The sequence below is a fragment of the Streptomyces sp. NPDC055749 genome (genome assembly GCF_053617235.1).
The window spans coordinates 26,786-42,783 of the sequence record NZ_JBSHFH010000051.1; the positions used below are offsets into that span (position 1 = coordinate 26,786).

Below are 15,998 nucleotides of genomic sequence, written 5' to 3' on the forward strand. Positions count from 1 at the left end.
ACTATTCACGGTCTTCCGCGGTGGAACGACGACGCATGGCGAACAGCAGCCCGCCACCGGCGAGGACGACGACGGCGACACCGATCCCGATGAGGACTCCGGTGGAACTCCCACCGTCGTCGGAGGAACCGCCGGAGGCCGCGGCGGCCGGAACCGCCGACCACCAGCTCCAGTACCCGTCCTGACCGTAGATGTTGCCCGCGGCGGACGGCATCGTCGTGATCGACTTGATCTGGTCGGTACGGTACGCCTCGACGGCGTTCGGATAGGCCATGACATTCATGTACCCGGTGTCGTACAGCCGCGATTCCATCTGCTTCACGAGATCGGCGCGCTTGGCCGGGTCGTACTCCGCCAGCTGCTGCTTGTAGAGCGTGTCGTACTGCTTGTCGCAGATGAAGTTGTCGGTCGCCGCCGACTCCTTCGGCTTGGCCGGCAGGGCGTCACAGGTGTGGATCGACATGACGAAGTCCGGGTCCGGGTTGACGGACCAGCCGTCGAAGGCGAGGTCGTACTCACCGGCGTACCAGGGGTCGGAAACGTTGTCGATGCAGTTGACCTTCAGGCCGATGCCGAGGTCGCCCCACCACTCCTGGAGGTACTTGCCGATCGCCTTGTCGTTCGGGTCCGTGGCGTGGCACAGGATGCGGAAGTCGAGCGGCTTGCCGTCCTTGCCCACCCGCTTGCCGTCACCGTTCTTCTTGTAACCGGCCTCGTCGAGCATGGCGGCGGCCTTCGCCGGGTCGAAGGCGAGCTTCTGGTCGGCCGACGGCTGCCAGAAGTATTCGGCGTAGCGCGGCGGGATGTAGCCCTCGCCCTCCACGGCGTGGCCCTGGAAGACCTTGTCGATGATGGTCTTGCGGTCGACGGCCATGAAGAGCGCCTGACGGACCTTCTGGTCGAGGAGCGCCGGATGCCCGTTCCCGAACTTCTTGCCGTCCTTCGTGCGCGCGCCCGGGTTGGTCGCCAGTGCGTAGAAGCGCCGGCCGGGTGCGTCATTGACCTTGATGTTCTCGGCGGTCTTCAGCGAGGCGGACTGAGCGGGAGTCAGGCTGGGGCTGCCCGCGACGAAGGAGACCTCACCCTTGCGCAGGGCGGCGACGGCGGCGTCCTGGTCCTTGTAGTAGCGGAAGACCAGCTCGTCGAACTTGGGCGAGCCGCGCCAGAAGTCCTTGTTGGCCTTGAGCTTCACATAGCTGTCGACCTTGTAGTCCGTCAGGATGAACGGACCGTTCCCCACGATCGGGAACTCGGTGTCGTTGTTGAACTTCGAGAAGTCGCCGACCTTCTCCCAGACGTGCTTCGGCACGATCGGCACATCGAGCGCGGCCATCGTGGCCTGCGGCTCCTTCAGCTCGACGACGAGCTGCTCCGGGCTCGGAGCGGTCACCTTCTCGAAGTTGGCGACGAAGCTGCCGTTCGAGGTGGCCGCGCCCTCGTCGGTCATCATCTTGTTGAAGGTCCACGCCGCGTCCTCGGCGGTGACCTTCTGTCCGTCCGACCACTTCGAGTCGGACCGGATGGTGTACGTCCAGGTCAACTTGTCCGCCGACGGCTCCCACTTGGTGGCGAGCGCGGGGATCGCGTGGTTGTCCTTGGCGTCGTAGTTGGTCAGGTAGTCGTACATGAGCCGGTGGATGCTCGTGCTGAGCAGGCGCTGCGCGAGGAACGGGCTCAGGGAGTCGACGCTCTGTGCGACCGCGACCGTCAGAGTCGTCTTGCCGCTGTCGGCCTGCGCCTCCTGCGGCGCGGGTGCGAGTGGATTTCCCGGTACGACCGAACCGGCGGCGAGCGCCAGTGCGGCGGTGCCGGAGGCCAGGAGGAGACGCACGCTGCGCCGTGGGCGGGGGGATCGGGGTGGAACTCTTGTGACCATGGGACGTTGACCTCGCGTCATGACTCGCATGGAGAAGGCGGGTGGATCTCTGGTTCGCCAGCTGGTGAAGCGAAGGTTTATCAGCGGGGGTCGAGCCCCGTCAACGGTGTGTCAAACGGCGTGTGGGCTGCGGGAATGCAAGAAGGGCCCGCATCGTGTGAACGATGCGGGCCCTCATTGGTTTAGACCTCTACTGCCCTACTGCTGAGGGGCTGGTGGGGGCTGCTGCTGCCATCCGGCGGGCGGCACGGGACCCTGAAGTTCCGGATCGCCGGTCCGGCCGCCGTGCTGCTGGGGCGCCGGCGGAGCACCCGCCGGACTCGCACCCGACTGGGCCTGCGAGGGCAGCGACTGCTGCCAGCTGTTCTGCTGTGCACCGGGGCCCGGCTGCGGCGGATACGGCTGCTGGGGCGGCAGCTGCTGGGGCGGCTGCTGTCCTCCGTACGGCTGCTGCGGGTACGGCTGTTGCGGGTGCTGAGGCTGCTGCGGCTGCGGCTGCGGGGGATACGGCTGGTAGGGCTGTCCGGCCTGCGGCTGCCCCGGCTGCTGCTGCGGTACGTAGGGCTGCTGACCCGGCGTCTGCTGACCTGGCATCTGCTGACCCGGCGTCTGGTGTCCGGGCATCGGCGGGGCGTACTGCGGCGGCGGGTTCTGGCCATCCGATGTCCACAGCCCCTGCTGCTGCTGAGCGCGCGGGAAGTCCTCGGCGACCATGGCCGAGAGGTTGAAGTACGCCTCACGGGTCTTCGGGCGCATCATGTCGAGGTCGACCTCGGCGCCCGCCGACAGGTGCTCGTCGAACGGCACGACCACGACACCGCGGCAGCGCGTCTCGAAATGCTGCACGATGTCGTCGACCTTGATCATCTTGCCGGTCTCGCGGACTCCGGAGATGACCGTGATGGAACGCTGCACCAGGTCCGCGTACCCGTGGGCCGACAGCCAGTCCAGCGTGGTCGACGCACTCGACGCACCGTCGACGGACGGGGTCGAGATGATGATGAGCTGGTCGGCGAGGTCCAGCACGCCGCGCATCGCGCTGTAGAGCAGGCCGGTGCCCGAGTCCGTGAGGATGATCGGGTACTGCTTGCCGAGCACATCGATCGCGCGCCGGTAGTCCTCGTCGTTGAACGTCGTCGAGACCGCCGGGTCCACGTCGTTGGCGATGATCTCCAGACCGGAGGGCGCCTGCGAGGTGAAGCGGCGGATGTCCATGTACGAGTTGAGGTACGGGATCGCCTGGACCAGGTCACGGATGGTGGCCCCGGTCTCGCGGCGCACCCGGCGGCCGAGCGTACCGGCGTCCGGGTTGGCGTCGATGGCGAGGATCTTGTCCTGCCGCTCGGTGGCCAGCGTCGAACCGAGCGCGGTCGTCGTCGTGGTCTTGCCGACACCGCCCTTGAGGCTGATGACCGCGATCCGGTAGCAGGACAGCACCGGTGTACGGATCAGGTCCAGCTTGCGCTGCCGCTCGACCTCCTCCTTCTTCCCGCCCAGCTTGAAGCGGGCGGCGGCGGAGGGGTTGCGGCTGCTCTTGGCCTTCTGCTTGCCCCGGACCAGGCGGTCCGAGGAGAGCTCCACGGCTGCCGTGTACCCGAGCGGCGCGCCCGGTACGGAGCGCTCGCGCTGGTCATGGGTGACCGGGGTCGGCCAGGCGTGTCCGGTGCGCGGGTCTACGGGTGCTCCCTGCTGCTGCTGCTGCGGCGGCTGCTGCGGCTGCGGGTGCGGGTGCTGAGGGTGCTGCTGGGGCGGCTGCTGCTGCTGTTGCTGGGGAGCCTGGTAGAGCTCCGGCTGCTGCTGCTGCGTGACGGGAGCAATGGGGGCGGGCAGGTTGGGCGTTCCCTGGACCGGCTGCTGCGGGGCCTGCGGGGGGAGCGGTGCGCTCTGCGCGGGGAAGTGCGGCTGCTGGGGCTGCTGGGGCGCGGGGGGCTGCGGCGACTGGGGCGGTTGCGGGAAGCCGTAACCTCCCTGGGCCTGCGGCTGCGCCTGCGGGAACCCGTAACCGCCCTGCTGTTGCTGCGGCGCCTGCGGCTGCTGAGGTGCTTGCGGCGCCTGCGGTGCCTGGGGGAACCCGTAACCGCCCTGAGGGGCCGGGACACCGGGCTGCGCCGCGGGCACCGGCCCCTGCGGCGGCTGCGGCGCCTGTGCCGCGTGGGGGAAGCCGTAGCCTCCGGGCACCTCGTTCGTGGGTACCGGTGCGGGCCACTGGGAGGCCGGCTGGGGTGCCACGGGCTGCGGAGCGGCCGGTTGGAAGGCGGGCGGCAGAGGAGGAAGTGCGCGCTGCGCGGGAGGCGCGGGGGACCAGGGGGCCGGCGCATGGGACGGTGCGGCGTCCTGGGGCGCGTCGGCGGGCGGTACGTCCTGGGGCGCCGCGTCCGCCGGAGCGTCAGAGGGCCTGTCGGCGAGCACGACATCCGTGCCGACCGGTTCGGCCCCTTCCGGCGCCTCGGCCGTCACGTCCGCAGCAGGCGGTACGGAGTCCTCCACGTCGGCTTCCGGAGCGTCCGCCTCGTCCGTGGACGCGTCATCGGCAGCCTCGTCGGTCACCGGGGTGACAGCGAGGACCACGTGGTCCTCGTCATCGGAAGACGTCGGCTCCGACCCCGAAATCGCGGCCTCGGCCCCCGCCGCCGCCTCCCGCTCAGCGATCTCCCGCTTCAGGGCCGCGGGCGAGAACCGCATGGTCGCGCCGCTCTCCAGGTCGCCCCCGCCGAACGGCTCCGCCGCCGCGCCGGAACCGGCGGACTCGGCGGACTCCGCGGACTCCGCGGACGGCTCCGAGGTTTCGGGCGCCGAAGAAGGTTCACCCGCCGCGGACCCGGCCGAAGCCGCACTCGCGTGCGGCGCCGCCGGTTCGGACTGCGACGGTGCCCAGTTGGGCTCGTAGCCGCCCCCGGCCGGCAGTCCCGGTACGGAGACCGGCGCCCCGTTGGGCGGCGGAGGCGGTGCGAGATGCGAACCGGCCCCGCCCGACGAGTCGCCCGCCGCGTTCTGCGTGTACCAGGCGGGAGGGGTGTAGTCGATGGTGAACTCACCCGTCATCTCGGCGGGATCCGCGTCGGACGACTCGTCGACGGGCGTGTTCCATCCCCCGCGGATCTCGTCCCGATCGCCGTTCACTTTGCCTCCTGGTGTGGTCGAGCACCCTTGTGCCGTGGTGGGTGGGGGCGACCGTTCCCGTTGTCCGATCCGCCCGGCTCTCCCCCTTGGGACGCGCATGGCCTGCCCACAGGTTCTGCTGCCGCGCCCTCACCCACCCTAATCGCCATCGGGCTCACTACGGCAGGCCGTACCGCGTCGCAAGGGGCGTCCCGGTACGACACGTACTGCGCCCAAGTGAGCCCCGAGCGGCTGAGCGTGAGGACAGAAGCGGTCGAATTCGGATATCTGCGTACGGAACGCGGAGCTTTCCGTGCACATAGAGCCCCTCATGGGGCGCTCAGTCCATCCGGCGTGCGCTGCCCAACAATCCGGTCTCGGAGTCGGTCGCCTGCGTCATCACGAACTGCCGGTCACGACCGGCGCACCACAGGGTGACACCGTCGGCCAGAGTGGACAGCGCCTGCGACTCGGAGGGCGACAGATGCAGGATGCGGCCGATCTGCGCGGCCTCGTCCGGCGAGACCCGCTGGATGCCGACGAGCGCCGACTTCTCCATCAGGCGCGGAGCCACCGGGCTCAGATACGGCAGCAGGGTCACCACCGACTGCCAGGGGCCCGCCACCACACGTCCGCGCGGCGGTCGCATCCCGCAGTCCCGCACCACGACAACCGGGGACCCGGCCGACGCTCCCTGCGGCGGCACCCGCCCCACGTCGTGCAGCGAGACGCACGGCTGCCCGCCGCCCGCCGCCTGGGCGAGACCCGTCCAGGCGGCTGCCCGGCCGGTCTCCACGGCGATACGGGCGCCCGTGGCGGCGGCCCGCAGCGCGAGCACCTGCGCCGTCCACAGACCGCCGATCAGCGTGACCTCGTACGGAGTGGGCCGGTTGATGCCCATTACGGCGGGGCGGCCCTCGGCGTCCACCCCGATCACCGTGCCGTCGTCGCCGACCGGCAGGGCCAGCGACTCCAGCTCGTCGAAGGAGACCGCGTGCCGGCTGCGGCGCGGTCCGATCAGGCCGAAACCGAGCCGGGCCCTGGTGCTCGAAGGTGTGGACATCAGCGGGTACCCCCGAGCGGCAGCGTGGCGAGCACACCGGGCAGTTGCTCGCGGTCCAGTCGCACCAGCGCCGTCTTCACGCCGCGCGCGGTGCGCTCCAGCTCATGGCGTGCGGCGACCAGCTCCTCGTCGCTGCGCCCGGTGATCCGGATGTGTCCTGTCACGGAGACCTCCGAGCGGTCGCCGTGGCCCAGCGTCAGGCTGAACGTCGTGGCGAGCGCCGGAATCGAGGTCAGCAGCGCGACCAGCTGCGGCATCGAGGCGCCACCGCCGCCCAACTGCGGCCAGCGGCCGACCCAGTACGTCGTGTGGCGCCGGTCGTCGCAGCGCCAGGTGCGCGAGGTCTCCTCGGTGCGGCGGCCCGGTGTCTCCGAGCGGCTGGCCTGCGCCATCGCCAGCGGACTTACACAGGCCGAGGTCGCGATCGCGGAGGTCAGCTCCTGCTCGGTCAGCACCGTCGCACGGAATCCGGCCCCGGTCAGCCGGCTGGCCAGCTGGTCGGCGGCCCGTACCGCGCACTTCTGCGCCCCGACGATGCCGCCGCCGCGCGCCTGCACCGCCTCGGGGCAGAGCTCCGGGTCGAGCTTGAGCGCGATCCAGGTGATCCGCAGAGCGGGCGAACCCGTCTGTGCCTGAAGCGGCGCGTAGTTCCGTGCCGCCACCGACTGCGGCGGCAGGTGCGGGGCGGGCGCGGGCTGGGTGTGCTGCACGATCTGTGCGGATTCCAGGCGGATTCCGTCGACGTCGAGCACATCGCGTACGAGTGTCAGGGGCAGCGGCTGCGCCGAGCGGTCCGGGCGCAGCGCCGTGGCGTCCGACTCGACCTGGACGACCGCCGTGAGGAACGTACCGTCGCCGATCATGCCGACAGGACGCCGGTCGCGGTCGCTGAAGGAGTACGTGCGCAGTGCGGGCTCGCACTCGACTGCGGGCGCGAGGCCCGGCTCCGTACCCGCGGGCAGGACGAGGGAGGCCGCACGGCGGCTGCGGGCCCGCAGAGCGAGCACCGTGCTCAGCCACTCCGGCAGCGAACGGCGGTGCCGGCGGACGACGGCGAGCAGCACCAGGATCGCGGCGGCGACTCCGGCCGGAACCAGCAGCAGCGGTTCGACGACCCAGGCCGCGACCAGCAGCGCTGCCGCGATCTCGACCAGTACGAGTTGTTGCAATCGGAACGAACCGAACTGCCCGGCCCGTCCGTTCAGTCGCGGTGAGGCCGCTCCACCGGAACCCGGGACACCCGGGGAGGAGCTGCGCGAACCGCGGCGGGAGGCCCGTGGGCCACCGGATCCGGGAGCCCCGGACGCCTGCGTGTTCCCGGCCGGACGTGTCCGCGTTGCGGAAGCCATCATTCCGGCATTCCCCCGTTCATAAGGCCCCAACTCCACCCGATCGCCCCTGCCCCGCCGGGGCTTGGCGGCTGGATCACCCTACCCGGCCCACGGGCACCCACGATCAGCAGGCATAGTAGGGGGCCGGTCCGGCACCAGGGTCCGGCATCCGGGGTCCGGCACAGGGGTCGGGGATGCGTCCGCTCCTGGGCCGCGCGGGGAGACACGGGAGACAGACAGACTCATGGCATCACGGCGGGATGAGCTCAACGCGTACACCTTTGCGAAGAAGCGCACGGTGGCGGCATTCCTCCAACCGTCGCCCACGGGGACCGAGGAAGGTGCGCCCCGTCCCTTGCGGGCCGTCGTCCCGAGCCTGATCGTCGGTGCGCTGATCCTCGCGGGGTTCGGCGCCTGGGGGATGTTCAAGCCCACCGCGCCCAAGGACTGGGACAAGCCGGGCGCCAAGGTGATCGTCGGCAAGAAGTCCACCACCCGTTACGTGGTGCTCAGTACGGGCAAGGGCAAGGGAAAGAAGACACTGCTCCACCCCGTACTCAACCTCGCATCGGCCCGGCTGCTCCTCACCCCGCAGCAGTTCGACGTGGTCCAGGTCGGCGACAACATCCTGGACGCGGGCAAGCCCCCGCGCGGACCGATCCTCGGCATCCCCTACGCCCCCGACCGGCTCCCCGAGCCGGAGGACGCGGGCACCCCCAAGCGGTGGGCGGTCTGCGAACAGCCCGGCGGCAAGGGCAACACCGTGCAGAAGGCGGCGTTCGTCTTCGCCGAGCGGGACCTGAAGCTGACCGAGAACAAGAAGCAGCTCAGCGGCGGCCAGGTGCTCTACGTCCAGGGCCAGGACAGGACCCGCTACCTCGTAGACGCGAGCGGCACCAAGTACCGCGTCGACGAGATCGCGACCGACAACGGCCATCTGACCAACGCTCTGGTCGGCAGCAGCCTCCCGCAGGCCGTCACCGACGACTGGCTCGCCACCCTGCACGAGGGCAGTCCGGTCGCCTTCCCGCAGATCCCCGGCACGATCGGCGCACCCGCCCACATCCAGGGCCAGCTCTCCGCCGAGGAGAACAAGGTCGGCATGGTGCTCAGGACCGAGACCGGCAACGGCACCCAGCACTACGTGGTGCTGGAGGGCAAGGTCCAGCCGATCTCCGAGTTCACCGCCTGGCTGCTGATCAACTCCCCGCAGACGGCGCCCCTGAACCTCGACAGCGAGGCGCGCGCCGTCGGGCTCCAGGACTTCGTCCCGGACGGTCAGACCTTCGCGGGCCAGGGCGCCCGCTGGCCGGCCGCCAAGGCCGAGCAGGTCAACTCGACGACCGGCGGCGGCAGCAGGGACACCGTCTGCAGCGTGCTGCGCAAGGTGGACGACAAGGGCCGTACGACACTGGGCGTCTGGGCCGGTACGGAGTACCCGGCCGCGATCAACGCCGGTGGCACGAGCACCTACGTCACCCCCGGCAGCGGCCTCCTCTACACCCAGGTCCAGGGCCGCCAGACCCGTCCCGACGGCTCGCTCTTCCTGGTCACCGACACCGGACTGCGGTACGCGGTCCAGGCGAACGGCGACAGCGACGCCCAGCGGTCCGACATCGGCACCGGCGACCAGCAGAGCGGGAGCGACGGCCGCCCCGAGCCGAGCCAGGCGCAGATCCGGCTCGGCTACGAGAAGATCGTCCCCTCCCTCGTACCGATCGCGTGGTCGGAGTTCCTCGCCAAGGGTCCCCGGCTCGACACCAACAGTGCCCGCCAGCCCCAGGGCTCGTAACCGCCTCGTTCGCAGTGGGACCACGGACTCGGGGGAGAGGAACAGATGTTGTACCGGAAGACCGCGCTGCTGACGGCGGCCACGGCCGCGCTGGCCGCGCTCGCGGCGCCGCAGGCGGCGTACGCGGACACGGGGACCGAGGAGCCGGGCGGCCTCGGGATAAACGGCAGCGGTGAGTGCACGTTCCCGATGAAGAAGCAGTTCGAGGGCAGGCCCTGGTCGCTCCAGCGTGTACTGCTCGACGAACTCTGGCAGGACACCAAGGGCAAGGGCGTACGCGTCGCTGTCATCGACACCGGTGTGGACAACGTCAACCCGCAGCTCAAGTCGGCCGTCGACACCTCCGCCGGCCGTGATCTCCTTGAGCCCAAGGGCGACGGCACGGCCGACGAGGTCGGGCACGGCACCAAGGTCGCCGGCATCATCGCCGCCCGTCCCCGCAAGGGCACCGGATTCGTCGGACTGGCCCCCGAGGCCACGATCATCCCGATCCGCCAGAACGACGAGAAGAACAGCGGCAAGGACACCACGATGGCCACCGCGATCGACCACGCGATCGCCAAGGGCGCCGACGTCATCAACATCTCGCAGGACACCACCAAGCCGCTCGCCCCGACGTCCGCCCTCGGCAGAGCCGTGGCCAGGGCGCTCGCCAGGAACGTCGTCGTCGTCGCCTCCGCGGGCAACGACGGCATGGACGGCAAGCGGAAGACGACCTACCCGGCGGCCTTCGACGGCGTACTCGCCGTCGCCTCGTCCGACCGCAACAACGAACGCGCCGAGTTCTCGCAGGCCGGAGCGTTCGTCGGCGTCGCCGCCCCGGGCGTGGACATCGTCTCCACCGTCCCCGGCAACGGCCAGTGCGCCGACAACGGCACCAGCTTCTCCGCACCGTACGTCGCCGGGGTCGCCGCCCTCCTCAAGGCCAAGTACCCCACCTGGACGGCCGCCCAGATCGTCGCCCGTATCGAGCAGACCGCCGAGCGGTCCATCACCGGCCACGACGACTTCGTCGGCTGGGGCGTCGTCGACCCGGTCCGCGCCCTGGCCGGCGACAAGGACGACGTACCGCAGGACGCTGCACGCCCCGACGCCCCGCTGCCCAAGGCGCAGGCCCCGGAACCCGCGTATCTGGCGATGTCCGAGACACCGCAGGAACGCAGCGAGCGCTACGCCACCTACGCACTCGCCCTGGCAGCGGTTCTGGTCTCCGTCGTGGCCGGGACCGCGACGGTCGTCCGTGATGTCCGGCGGCGGCGCGGTTTGCGGGAGAGTGCCACCCAGTGAAGTACCTCTCTCCCCGGAAACCCCAGTTGGGACGAGATGATGAAGTGACTAGGGTGGTAGCAGACTTCACGTGTGTGACGGGGGAACGAGAAGTGGTCGAGTCCGGCGCAGGCGGATGGGAACTCCGCCGCGCGCTCCGAGGACCCCGCACTTACCCCACTCCGTATCCGGAGCACACGGGGGCAGGAAGAAGCCTGACCGCGACCTGCGGACAGGCCCGGGAACTGAGAGATAGGACCTCCGGATGACCAACCCCGCAGGTGGTTTCGGACTTGCCGACGATCCGATCGTCCAGGCGAAGAACAAGATCATCGACACCGCCGAGGCGGTTTCCAAGCAGGCCAGGGAGCTGGCCGACATCCTCGCGACGGTGAGCGCGGGCTGGACCGGTGTGGGCGCCTCGGGATTCTCGTCCGCGCAGATCGTGATCAACGAGGACCACGACGAGATCCGCCGGCTGCTGAACGTGCTCCTCAACGCCGTGAGCCAGACCAAGAACCTCAGCAACGCCAACGACGACGAGGTCCGCGCGGCCTTCAACGCCGTGAAGGCGCCGGCGTCCTCCGGCAACACGTCCGGACTGAACGGCGTCTGAGCCGCGCCGCCGCACCCTTCCACGTACACGCTGAGCTAAGAGGAGAAGACTGATGGCTGGGGATCCGAACACCAAGGTCAGGTACGAGAACGTCCAGGAGATGGCGAACCGCATCCGTGTGGTCTCGCGCAACATCATCAAGGACCTCCAGGAGATGGACGCCGCCCTCAAGGTCGTCACCGACACCTGGGACGGTGACGCCCACGCGGAGTACATCACGCTGCAGGGCAAGTACAAGGGCAAGGCCGACCACATGAAGGACCGGCTGGAGCAGGTCGCGAAGATCATCGAGACCGGCAAGGACAGCTACCGCTCCACGGACGTCAAGGCCTCGCGCCTGTTCACCGAGTCGTACTGACTCAACCCAGACGCAGGTACGCAAGAGGGGCACGCTCCACGGAGCGTGCCCCTCTTCGTCGTACCGTTTCGCCGTACCGGCTACTTGAGGTCGAACTCGCCGTCGCGCGCGCCCAGTACGAAGGCGGTCCACTCGGCCTCCGTGTAGCGCAGCACGGTCTCCGGGTCCAGCGAGGACCGCATCGCCACGGCCCCGCCCGGCAGATAGGCGATCTCGACGCGCTCCTCGGCCGCCTCCGCGTCGGGAGCGCTCACCCACTCCACTCCCGATATGTCGAGTGCGTACAGCTCGTCCTTCTCCTGTTGACTGCCCATCAGACGCCTTTCCTCCTACGCAATCCGTGTACGGGGCCCGCGCCCCGATTATTCCGGGTCCGGTCCGGCCACGAGGGCCGAAAATCAAGTCCGTCCTCGATCGGAGGACAAACCGTCAACCTGACGGCCCCGCCCCTCACCGCTGCTCGGGCAGCCGCCCGATCTGCACCAGCGGAGTCCCGCGCCTGCGCGAGGCGAAGTAACCCCGGCCCGGCGGCATCGCGTGACCGCGTACCGAACCGATGAGATCGCCCTCGGACGGATCGCCGGACAGCACGACACCCTGCGCGCCCAGCTCCTTGATGCGCTGCATGAACCCCTCGTACATCGACCTCGACGCACCCGCCGAGTTGCGCGCGATGATGAACCGGACGCCGGTGTCCCGGGCGAACGGCAGATACTCCGCGAGCGGGGCCAGCGGGTTGCCCGCGTTCGTCGCCACCAGGTCGTAGTCGTCGACGATGATGAAGATCTGCGGACCGCTCCACCAGCTGCGGTCCCGCAGCTGCTGCGGAGTCACATCCGTCGGCGGCTGCCGGCGGGCGAACACCCCCGCCAGCGCCTCCATGTGCATCTGCATGGAGCTCGCCATCGGCGCGTACTCCAGCAGATGGGACTCCGGCAGCGCGCCCAGCAGGGCCCGCCGGTAGTCCCCGACGACGAGCTTCGCCTCGTCGGGGGAGTAGCGCTCCGCGATCTGCTTGGCGATCAGCCGCAGCAGGTTCGTCTTGCCGGACTCGCTCTCGCCGAAGATCAGGAAGAACGGATCCGTCTCGAAGTCGACGAACACCGGCTCCAGCGCCGTCTCGTCGATCCCGATCGCGACACCCCGCTCCGGGAACTCGAAGCCCTTCGGCAGCCGGTCAGCGGCCAGCTTGCGCGGCAGCAGCCGTACGGCGGGCGCCGAGGGACCCGACCAGTTCGCCCGCACCGTGGCGACGAACGCGGCCGTGCCCTCGGAGAGATCCGCGGCGCTGCTGACCGAGTCGATACGCGGCAGGGCGCCCATGAAGTGCAGCTTCTCCGGCACCTGTCCACGGCCCGGCACACCCGGCGGCACGTTCACCGCGACCTTGCGGTCGAACTCCGAGTCCATGACGTCGCCGAGCCGCAGTTCGAGCCGCCCGAGGATCTGGTCCTTCAGCGCCGCCCGGACCTCCATGTAGCGGGCCGCGGTGATGACCACGTGGATGCCGTAACCGAGACCGCGCGAGGCGATGTCGGTGACGGTCTGCTCCAGCATCTCGTACTCGGCCCGGAATCCGCCCCAGCCGTCGATGACCAGGAACACGTCACCCCACGCCTCACCGGGCAGCTCGCCCAGGGCGCGCTTGCGCCGGTAGGTGGCGATGGAGTCGATTGAGTGCGCCCGGAAGAACTCCTCGCGCCGGTTGAGCACACCCGCGACCTCGGCGACCGTACGCCGCACCCGCTCGGGGTCGAGCCGCGAGGCCATCCCGCCGACGTGCGGCAGCTCCGCCAGCGATACGAGACCGCCACCACCGAAGTCCAGCCCGTAGAACTGCACCTCGTGCGGGGTGTGCGTGAGCGCGAACGACGAGATCAGCGCCCGCATCATCGTGGACTTGCCGGACTGCGGACCGCCGACGACCATCATGTGGCCCGCCGCACCGGAGAAGTCCCGGTACAGCACCTCACGCCGCTGCTCGAAGGGCTTGTCGATCAGGCCGACCGGGACGGTGAGACCACCGGGCCTGGTGTACTCGGTCGCCGTGAACCCCCGTTCCGCGGTCGGCGCGAGCCCGGGCAGCAACTGGTCCAGCGTCGGCGCCCGGTCCAGCGGGGGCAGCCACACCTGGTGCGCCGGCACCCCCTGGCCCTCCAGACGCCGCACGATCACATCGAGAACCGTGTCGGCGAGCGCGTCCTCGTCCGCCTCCGACCGGGCCGCCGCCGCCAGCTGCGCCGGGTCCGGAGCCGCGTACACGACCGGTACCGGAGTGGCACTGAACACCGCGGGCCGCCGCTCGAGGGGCAGTTGCCCCACCGAGAGATCGGGACCACCCGTGCGGTAGGCCCCCGACACGTACGCCGCCTTGAAGCGGGTCATCTCGTCCGTACCGAACTTGAGATAGCCGGAACCCGGCACCGAGGGCAGGTGGTACGCGTCCGGCACACCCAGCGCCGTGCGCGACTCCGCCGCCGAGAAGGTCCGCAGACCGATCCGGTACGAGAGATACGTGTCCAGACCGCGCAGCTTGCCCTCTTCCAGGCGCTGCGACGCCAGCAGCAGATGCACACCCAGGGAACGGCCGATCCGGCCGATCTGGATGAACATGTCGATGAAGTCCGGCTTGGCCGTGAGGAGTTCGGAGAACTCGTCGATGACCAGCACCAGCGAGGCCAGCGGCTCCAGCGCGGCGCCCGCGCCCCGCGCCTTCTCGTAGTCGTGGATGTTGGCGTAGTTGCCTGCCGAACGCAGCAGCTCCTGACGGCGCTGGAGTTCACCCCGGATCGCGTCGCCCATGCGGTCGACCAGCGTCAGGTCGTCCGACAGGTTGGTGATCACCGCGGCGACATGCGGCATCTGCGACATCCCGGCGAACGTCGCACCGCCCTTGAAGTCGGCGAGCACGAAGTTGAGCGTCTCCGAGGAGTGCGTGACCGCGAGCCCCAGCACCAGCGTCCGCAGCAGCTCCGACTTGCCGGAACCCGTCGCACCGACACACAGTCCGTGCGGACCCATGCCCTCCTGCGCGGCCTCCTTGAGGTCCAGCATCACCGGCTGGCCGTCCTCGCCGACACCGATCGGCACCCGCAGCCGCTCCGAGACCGACCGGGGCCGCCAGGTGCGCGCCACATCGACCGAGGCGGCGTCGCCCAGGTTCAGCAGGTCCGTGAAGTCCAGGTTGGCGAGCAGCGGTTCGTCGTCGTCGCCCCCGCCCATCATGAGCGGCGCCAGCTGCCGGGCCAGTGCCTCGGCGGCAGGCAGCGAGATCCCGTCCGGCACACCCTCGTACGCCAGTCCCGCACCGGACTCCAGCCGCAGCAGCCCCGGCCGAACCACCACCGAGAGACCACCGCGCGGCTCGTCGAGCTCGCCCGGCACCACCTCGACGATCGTCACACCCTGAAGGCCCTCGGCCGCCGCGAACAGCGAGTCCGGCGGCACCATCCCGCCGTCCAGGACCACCACGACGTGCGGCTGGTCCAGCACCGGCTGACTCTCCCGGCCGAACCGCGGACGGCCCTCCAGACGGCTCGCCAGCAACTGCTCCAGCTCACCCAGATCGTCGCCGAACAGCCGCTTGGTACCGGCCCCGTCGACCTGCCCGCGCACCTGAGTGTGCGGCAGCCACTTCGTCCAGTCCCAGCGCGCCACGGCGCCCGGCGCCGCCACCACGGCGACCAGCAGATCCTCGGGGGAGTGCAGCGTCACCAGCTGCGCGACCAGCGAACGGGCCGTGGACTGCGCCGCCTCCGGCTGACCGGAGACCGTCACGTGGTAGAAGGCCCGCATCGAGACGGCCATCGGCAGTCCGTCCAAGGACCCGTGCACCGCGAGGAACTGCTGCATCGCGCCCGCGCACATCGGCTCCAGCTCGTCCACCGGAGCGGTCTCGGGAGCGATCAGCGGAGTCGCCAGCTGCTGGGCGCCGAGCCCCACCCGCACATGGGCGAAGTCCTTGTCGCCCACGCGCCGTTCCCAGACCCGGCTGCCCTCGGCGACCACCGACCACAGCTGTTCGGGCGCGGGGTGCAGATACAGCTGTACGTCACGCTGCGCGCGGGCGGTCCTGCGGACCGTACGCCGGGTCTGCGCAAGGTATTTGAGGTAGTCGCGCCGCACATCCGCCATTTGCCCCTGTGTACCGCGACGGTGACGGACCAGCTGGGCGACCACCATTCCGACGGTCGAGACGAGCATCAGGACGCCCATGATCCGCATGAACGGCGGCGCCTGCGGCGAGAAGAAGAACACCACCGACGAACCCATGCCGAGCACCGGCAGGATCTGCATCAGCATGCCCTCCTGCTGCCCGCGCGGCAGTTCGGGAGGGGCCTCCAACGTCAACTCGTCACCGGGTACTTCCGGCGGCAGAGACCGCGGAGGTCGTTTCACGACGATCTGGCTCACCGGAACATCAATCCCTCAATACGGACGGGCGGAAGGCCGGTCTGGTCCGCACCGACGCCCCCGTGGCTGCGTGTCCGCGGACTTCCCTCCGCGCGACGGTGATCCTACTTGCAGATCACCTGGTCCCCTCCCGGTAGGGTGGCGCGCGCACTGTGCGCAACCGCGAATCAGGGGGACCAGACAC

At 70.0% G+C, this 15,998-nt stretch carries 10 protein-coding genes; 4 read left to right on the top strand and 6 right to left on the bottom strand.

Features of this window, described 5'->3' with window-relative positions:
• Position 1 precedes the first annotated feature (1 nt).
• The 4 genes from ACWGO0_RS29690 to eccE all read right to left on the bottom strand — a co-directional run bounded on the left by ACWGO0_RS29690 (position 2) and on the right by eccE (position 7,387).
• Positions 2 to 1,876 carry an ABC transporter substrate-binding protein gene (locus ACWGO0_RS29690; protein ID WP_453541740.1) on the bottom strand — a complete coding sequence of 625 codons (1,875 nt, stop codon included), beginning with the start codon at positions 1,874 to 1,876 and terminating at the stop codon, positions 2 to 4.
• A gap of 198 nt (positions 1,877 to 2,074) precedes the next feature.
• Positions 2,075 to 4,996, bottom strand: coding sequence for an SCO5717 family growth-regulating ATPase (locus tag ACWGO0_RS29695; protein ID WP_453541743.1), 2,922 nt, complete (start codon positions 4,994 to 4,996; stop codon positions 2,075 to 2,077).
• Between the two features lie 319 nt (positions 4,997 to 5,315).
• Positions 5,316 to 6,038 carry a hypothetical protein gene (locus ACWGO0_RS29700; RefSeq protein ID WP_453541746.1) on the bottom strand — a complete coding sequence of 241 codons (723 nt, stop codon included), beginning with the start codon at positions 6,036 to 6,038 and terminating at the stop codon, positions 5,316 to 5,318.
• Positions 6,038 to 7,387 carry a type VII secretion protein EccE gene (eccE, locus tag ACWGO0_RS29705; RefSeq protein ID WP_453541785.1) on the bottom strand — a complete coding sequence of 450 codons (1,350 nt, stop codon included), beginning with the start codon at positions 7,385 to 7,387 and terminating at the stop codon, positions 6,038 to 6,040. Before eccE ends, ACWGO0_RS29700 begins: the two co-directional genes overlap by 1 nt.
• A 226-nt stretch (positions 7,388 to 7,613) precedes the next feature.
• Here eccE and eccB point away from each other — a divergent pair, with 226 nt between their 5' ends.
• From eccB to ACWGO0_RS29725, 4 genes are all read left to right on the top strand, one after another.
• Positions 7,614 to 9,161 (top strand): type VII secretion protein EccB, encoded by a 1,548-nt coding sequence (gene eccB / locus ACWGO0_RS29710; RefSeq protein WP_453541748.1) that lies wholly within the window; start codon positions 7,614 to 7,616, stop codon positions 9,159 to 9,161.
• A 45-nt stretch (positions 9,162 to 9,206) separates the two neighbouring features.
• Entirely contained in the window at positions 9,207 to 10,448 is a 1,242-nt protein-coding gene (gene mycP, locus ACWGO0_RS29715; RefSeq protein WP_453541751.1) for a type VII secretion-associated serine protease mycosin, read from the top strand.
• A gap of 244 nt (positions 10,449 to 10,692) precedes the next feature.
• Positions 10,693 to 11,043, top strand: a complete 351-nt coding sequence (locus ACWGO0_RS29720; RefSeq protein WP_328906173.1) for a hypothetical protein — start codon at positions 10,693 to 10,695, stop codon at positions 11,041 to 11,043.
• Positions 11,044 to 11,095: 52 nt separating this feature from the next.
• Positions 11,096 to 11,401, top strand: a complete 306-nt coding sequence (locus ACWGO0_RS29725; protein ID WP_185298170.1) for a WXG100 family type VII secretion target — start codon at positions 11,096 to 11,098, stop codon at positions 11,399 to 11,401.
• Between the two features lie 80 nt (positions 11,402 to 11,481).
• Here ACWGO0_RS29725 and ACWGO0_RS29730 read toward each other — a convergent pair whose 3' ends face one another.
• Complete coding sequence (locus ACWGO0_RS29730; RefSeq protein ID WP_453541754.1) at positions 11,482 to 11,715, bottom strand: DUF397 domain-containing protein; 234 nt, start codon at positions 11,713 to 11,715, stop codon at positions 11,482 to 11,484.
• Positions 11,716 to 11,851: 136 nt separating this feature from the next.
• A complete protein-coding gene (gene eccCa / locus ACWGO0_RS29735; protein ID WP_453541757.1) occupies positions 11,852 to 15,814 on the bottom strand; it encodes a type VII secretion protein EccCa in 3,963 nt (1,320 codons plus the stop codon).
• Positions 15,815 to 15,998 lie beyond the last annotated feature (184 nt).

What these genes read in the sequence shown, in the direction of transcription:
- ACWGO0_RS29690 (WP_453541740.1), bottom strand. Translation starts at nt 1,876, where the DNA reads ATGGTCACAAGAGTTCCACCCCGATCCCCCCGCCCACGGCGCAGCGTG.
- ACWGO0_RS29700 (WP_453541746.1), bottom strand. Translation starts at nt 6,038, where the DNA reads ATGTCCACACCTTCGAGCACCAGGGCCCGGCTCGGTTTCGGCCTGATC.
- eccE (WP_453541785.1), bottom strand. Translation starts at nt 7,387, where the DNA reads ATGGCTTCCGCAACGCGGACACGTCCGGCCGGGAACACGCAGGCGTCC.
- eccB (WP_453541748.1), top strand. Translation starts at nt 7,614, where the DNA reads ATGGCATCACGGCGGGATGAGCTCAACGCGTACACCTTTGCGAAGAAG.
- mycP (WP_453541751.1), top strand. Translation starts at nt 9,207, where the DNA reads ATGTTGTACCGGAAGACCGCGCTGCTGACGGCGGCCACGGCCGCGCTG.
- ACWGO0_RS29720 (WP_328906173.1), top strand. Translation starts at nt 10,693, where the DNA reads ATGACCAACCCCGCAGGTGGTTTCGGACTTGCCGACGATCCGATCGTC.
- ACWGO0_RS29725 (WP_185298170.1), top strand. Translation starts at nt 11,096, where the DNA reads ATGGCTGGGGATCCGAACACCAAGGTCAGGTACGAGAACGTCCAGGAG.
- ACWGO0_RS29730 (WP_453541754.1), bottom strand. Translation starts at nt 11,715, where the DNA reads ATGGGCAGTCAACAGGAGAAGGACGAGCTGTACGCACTCGACATATCG.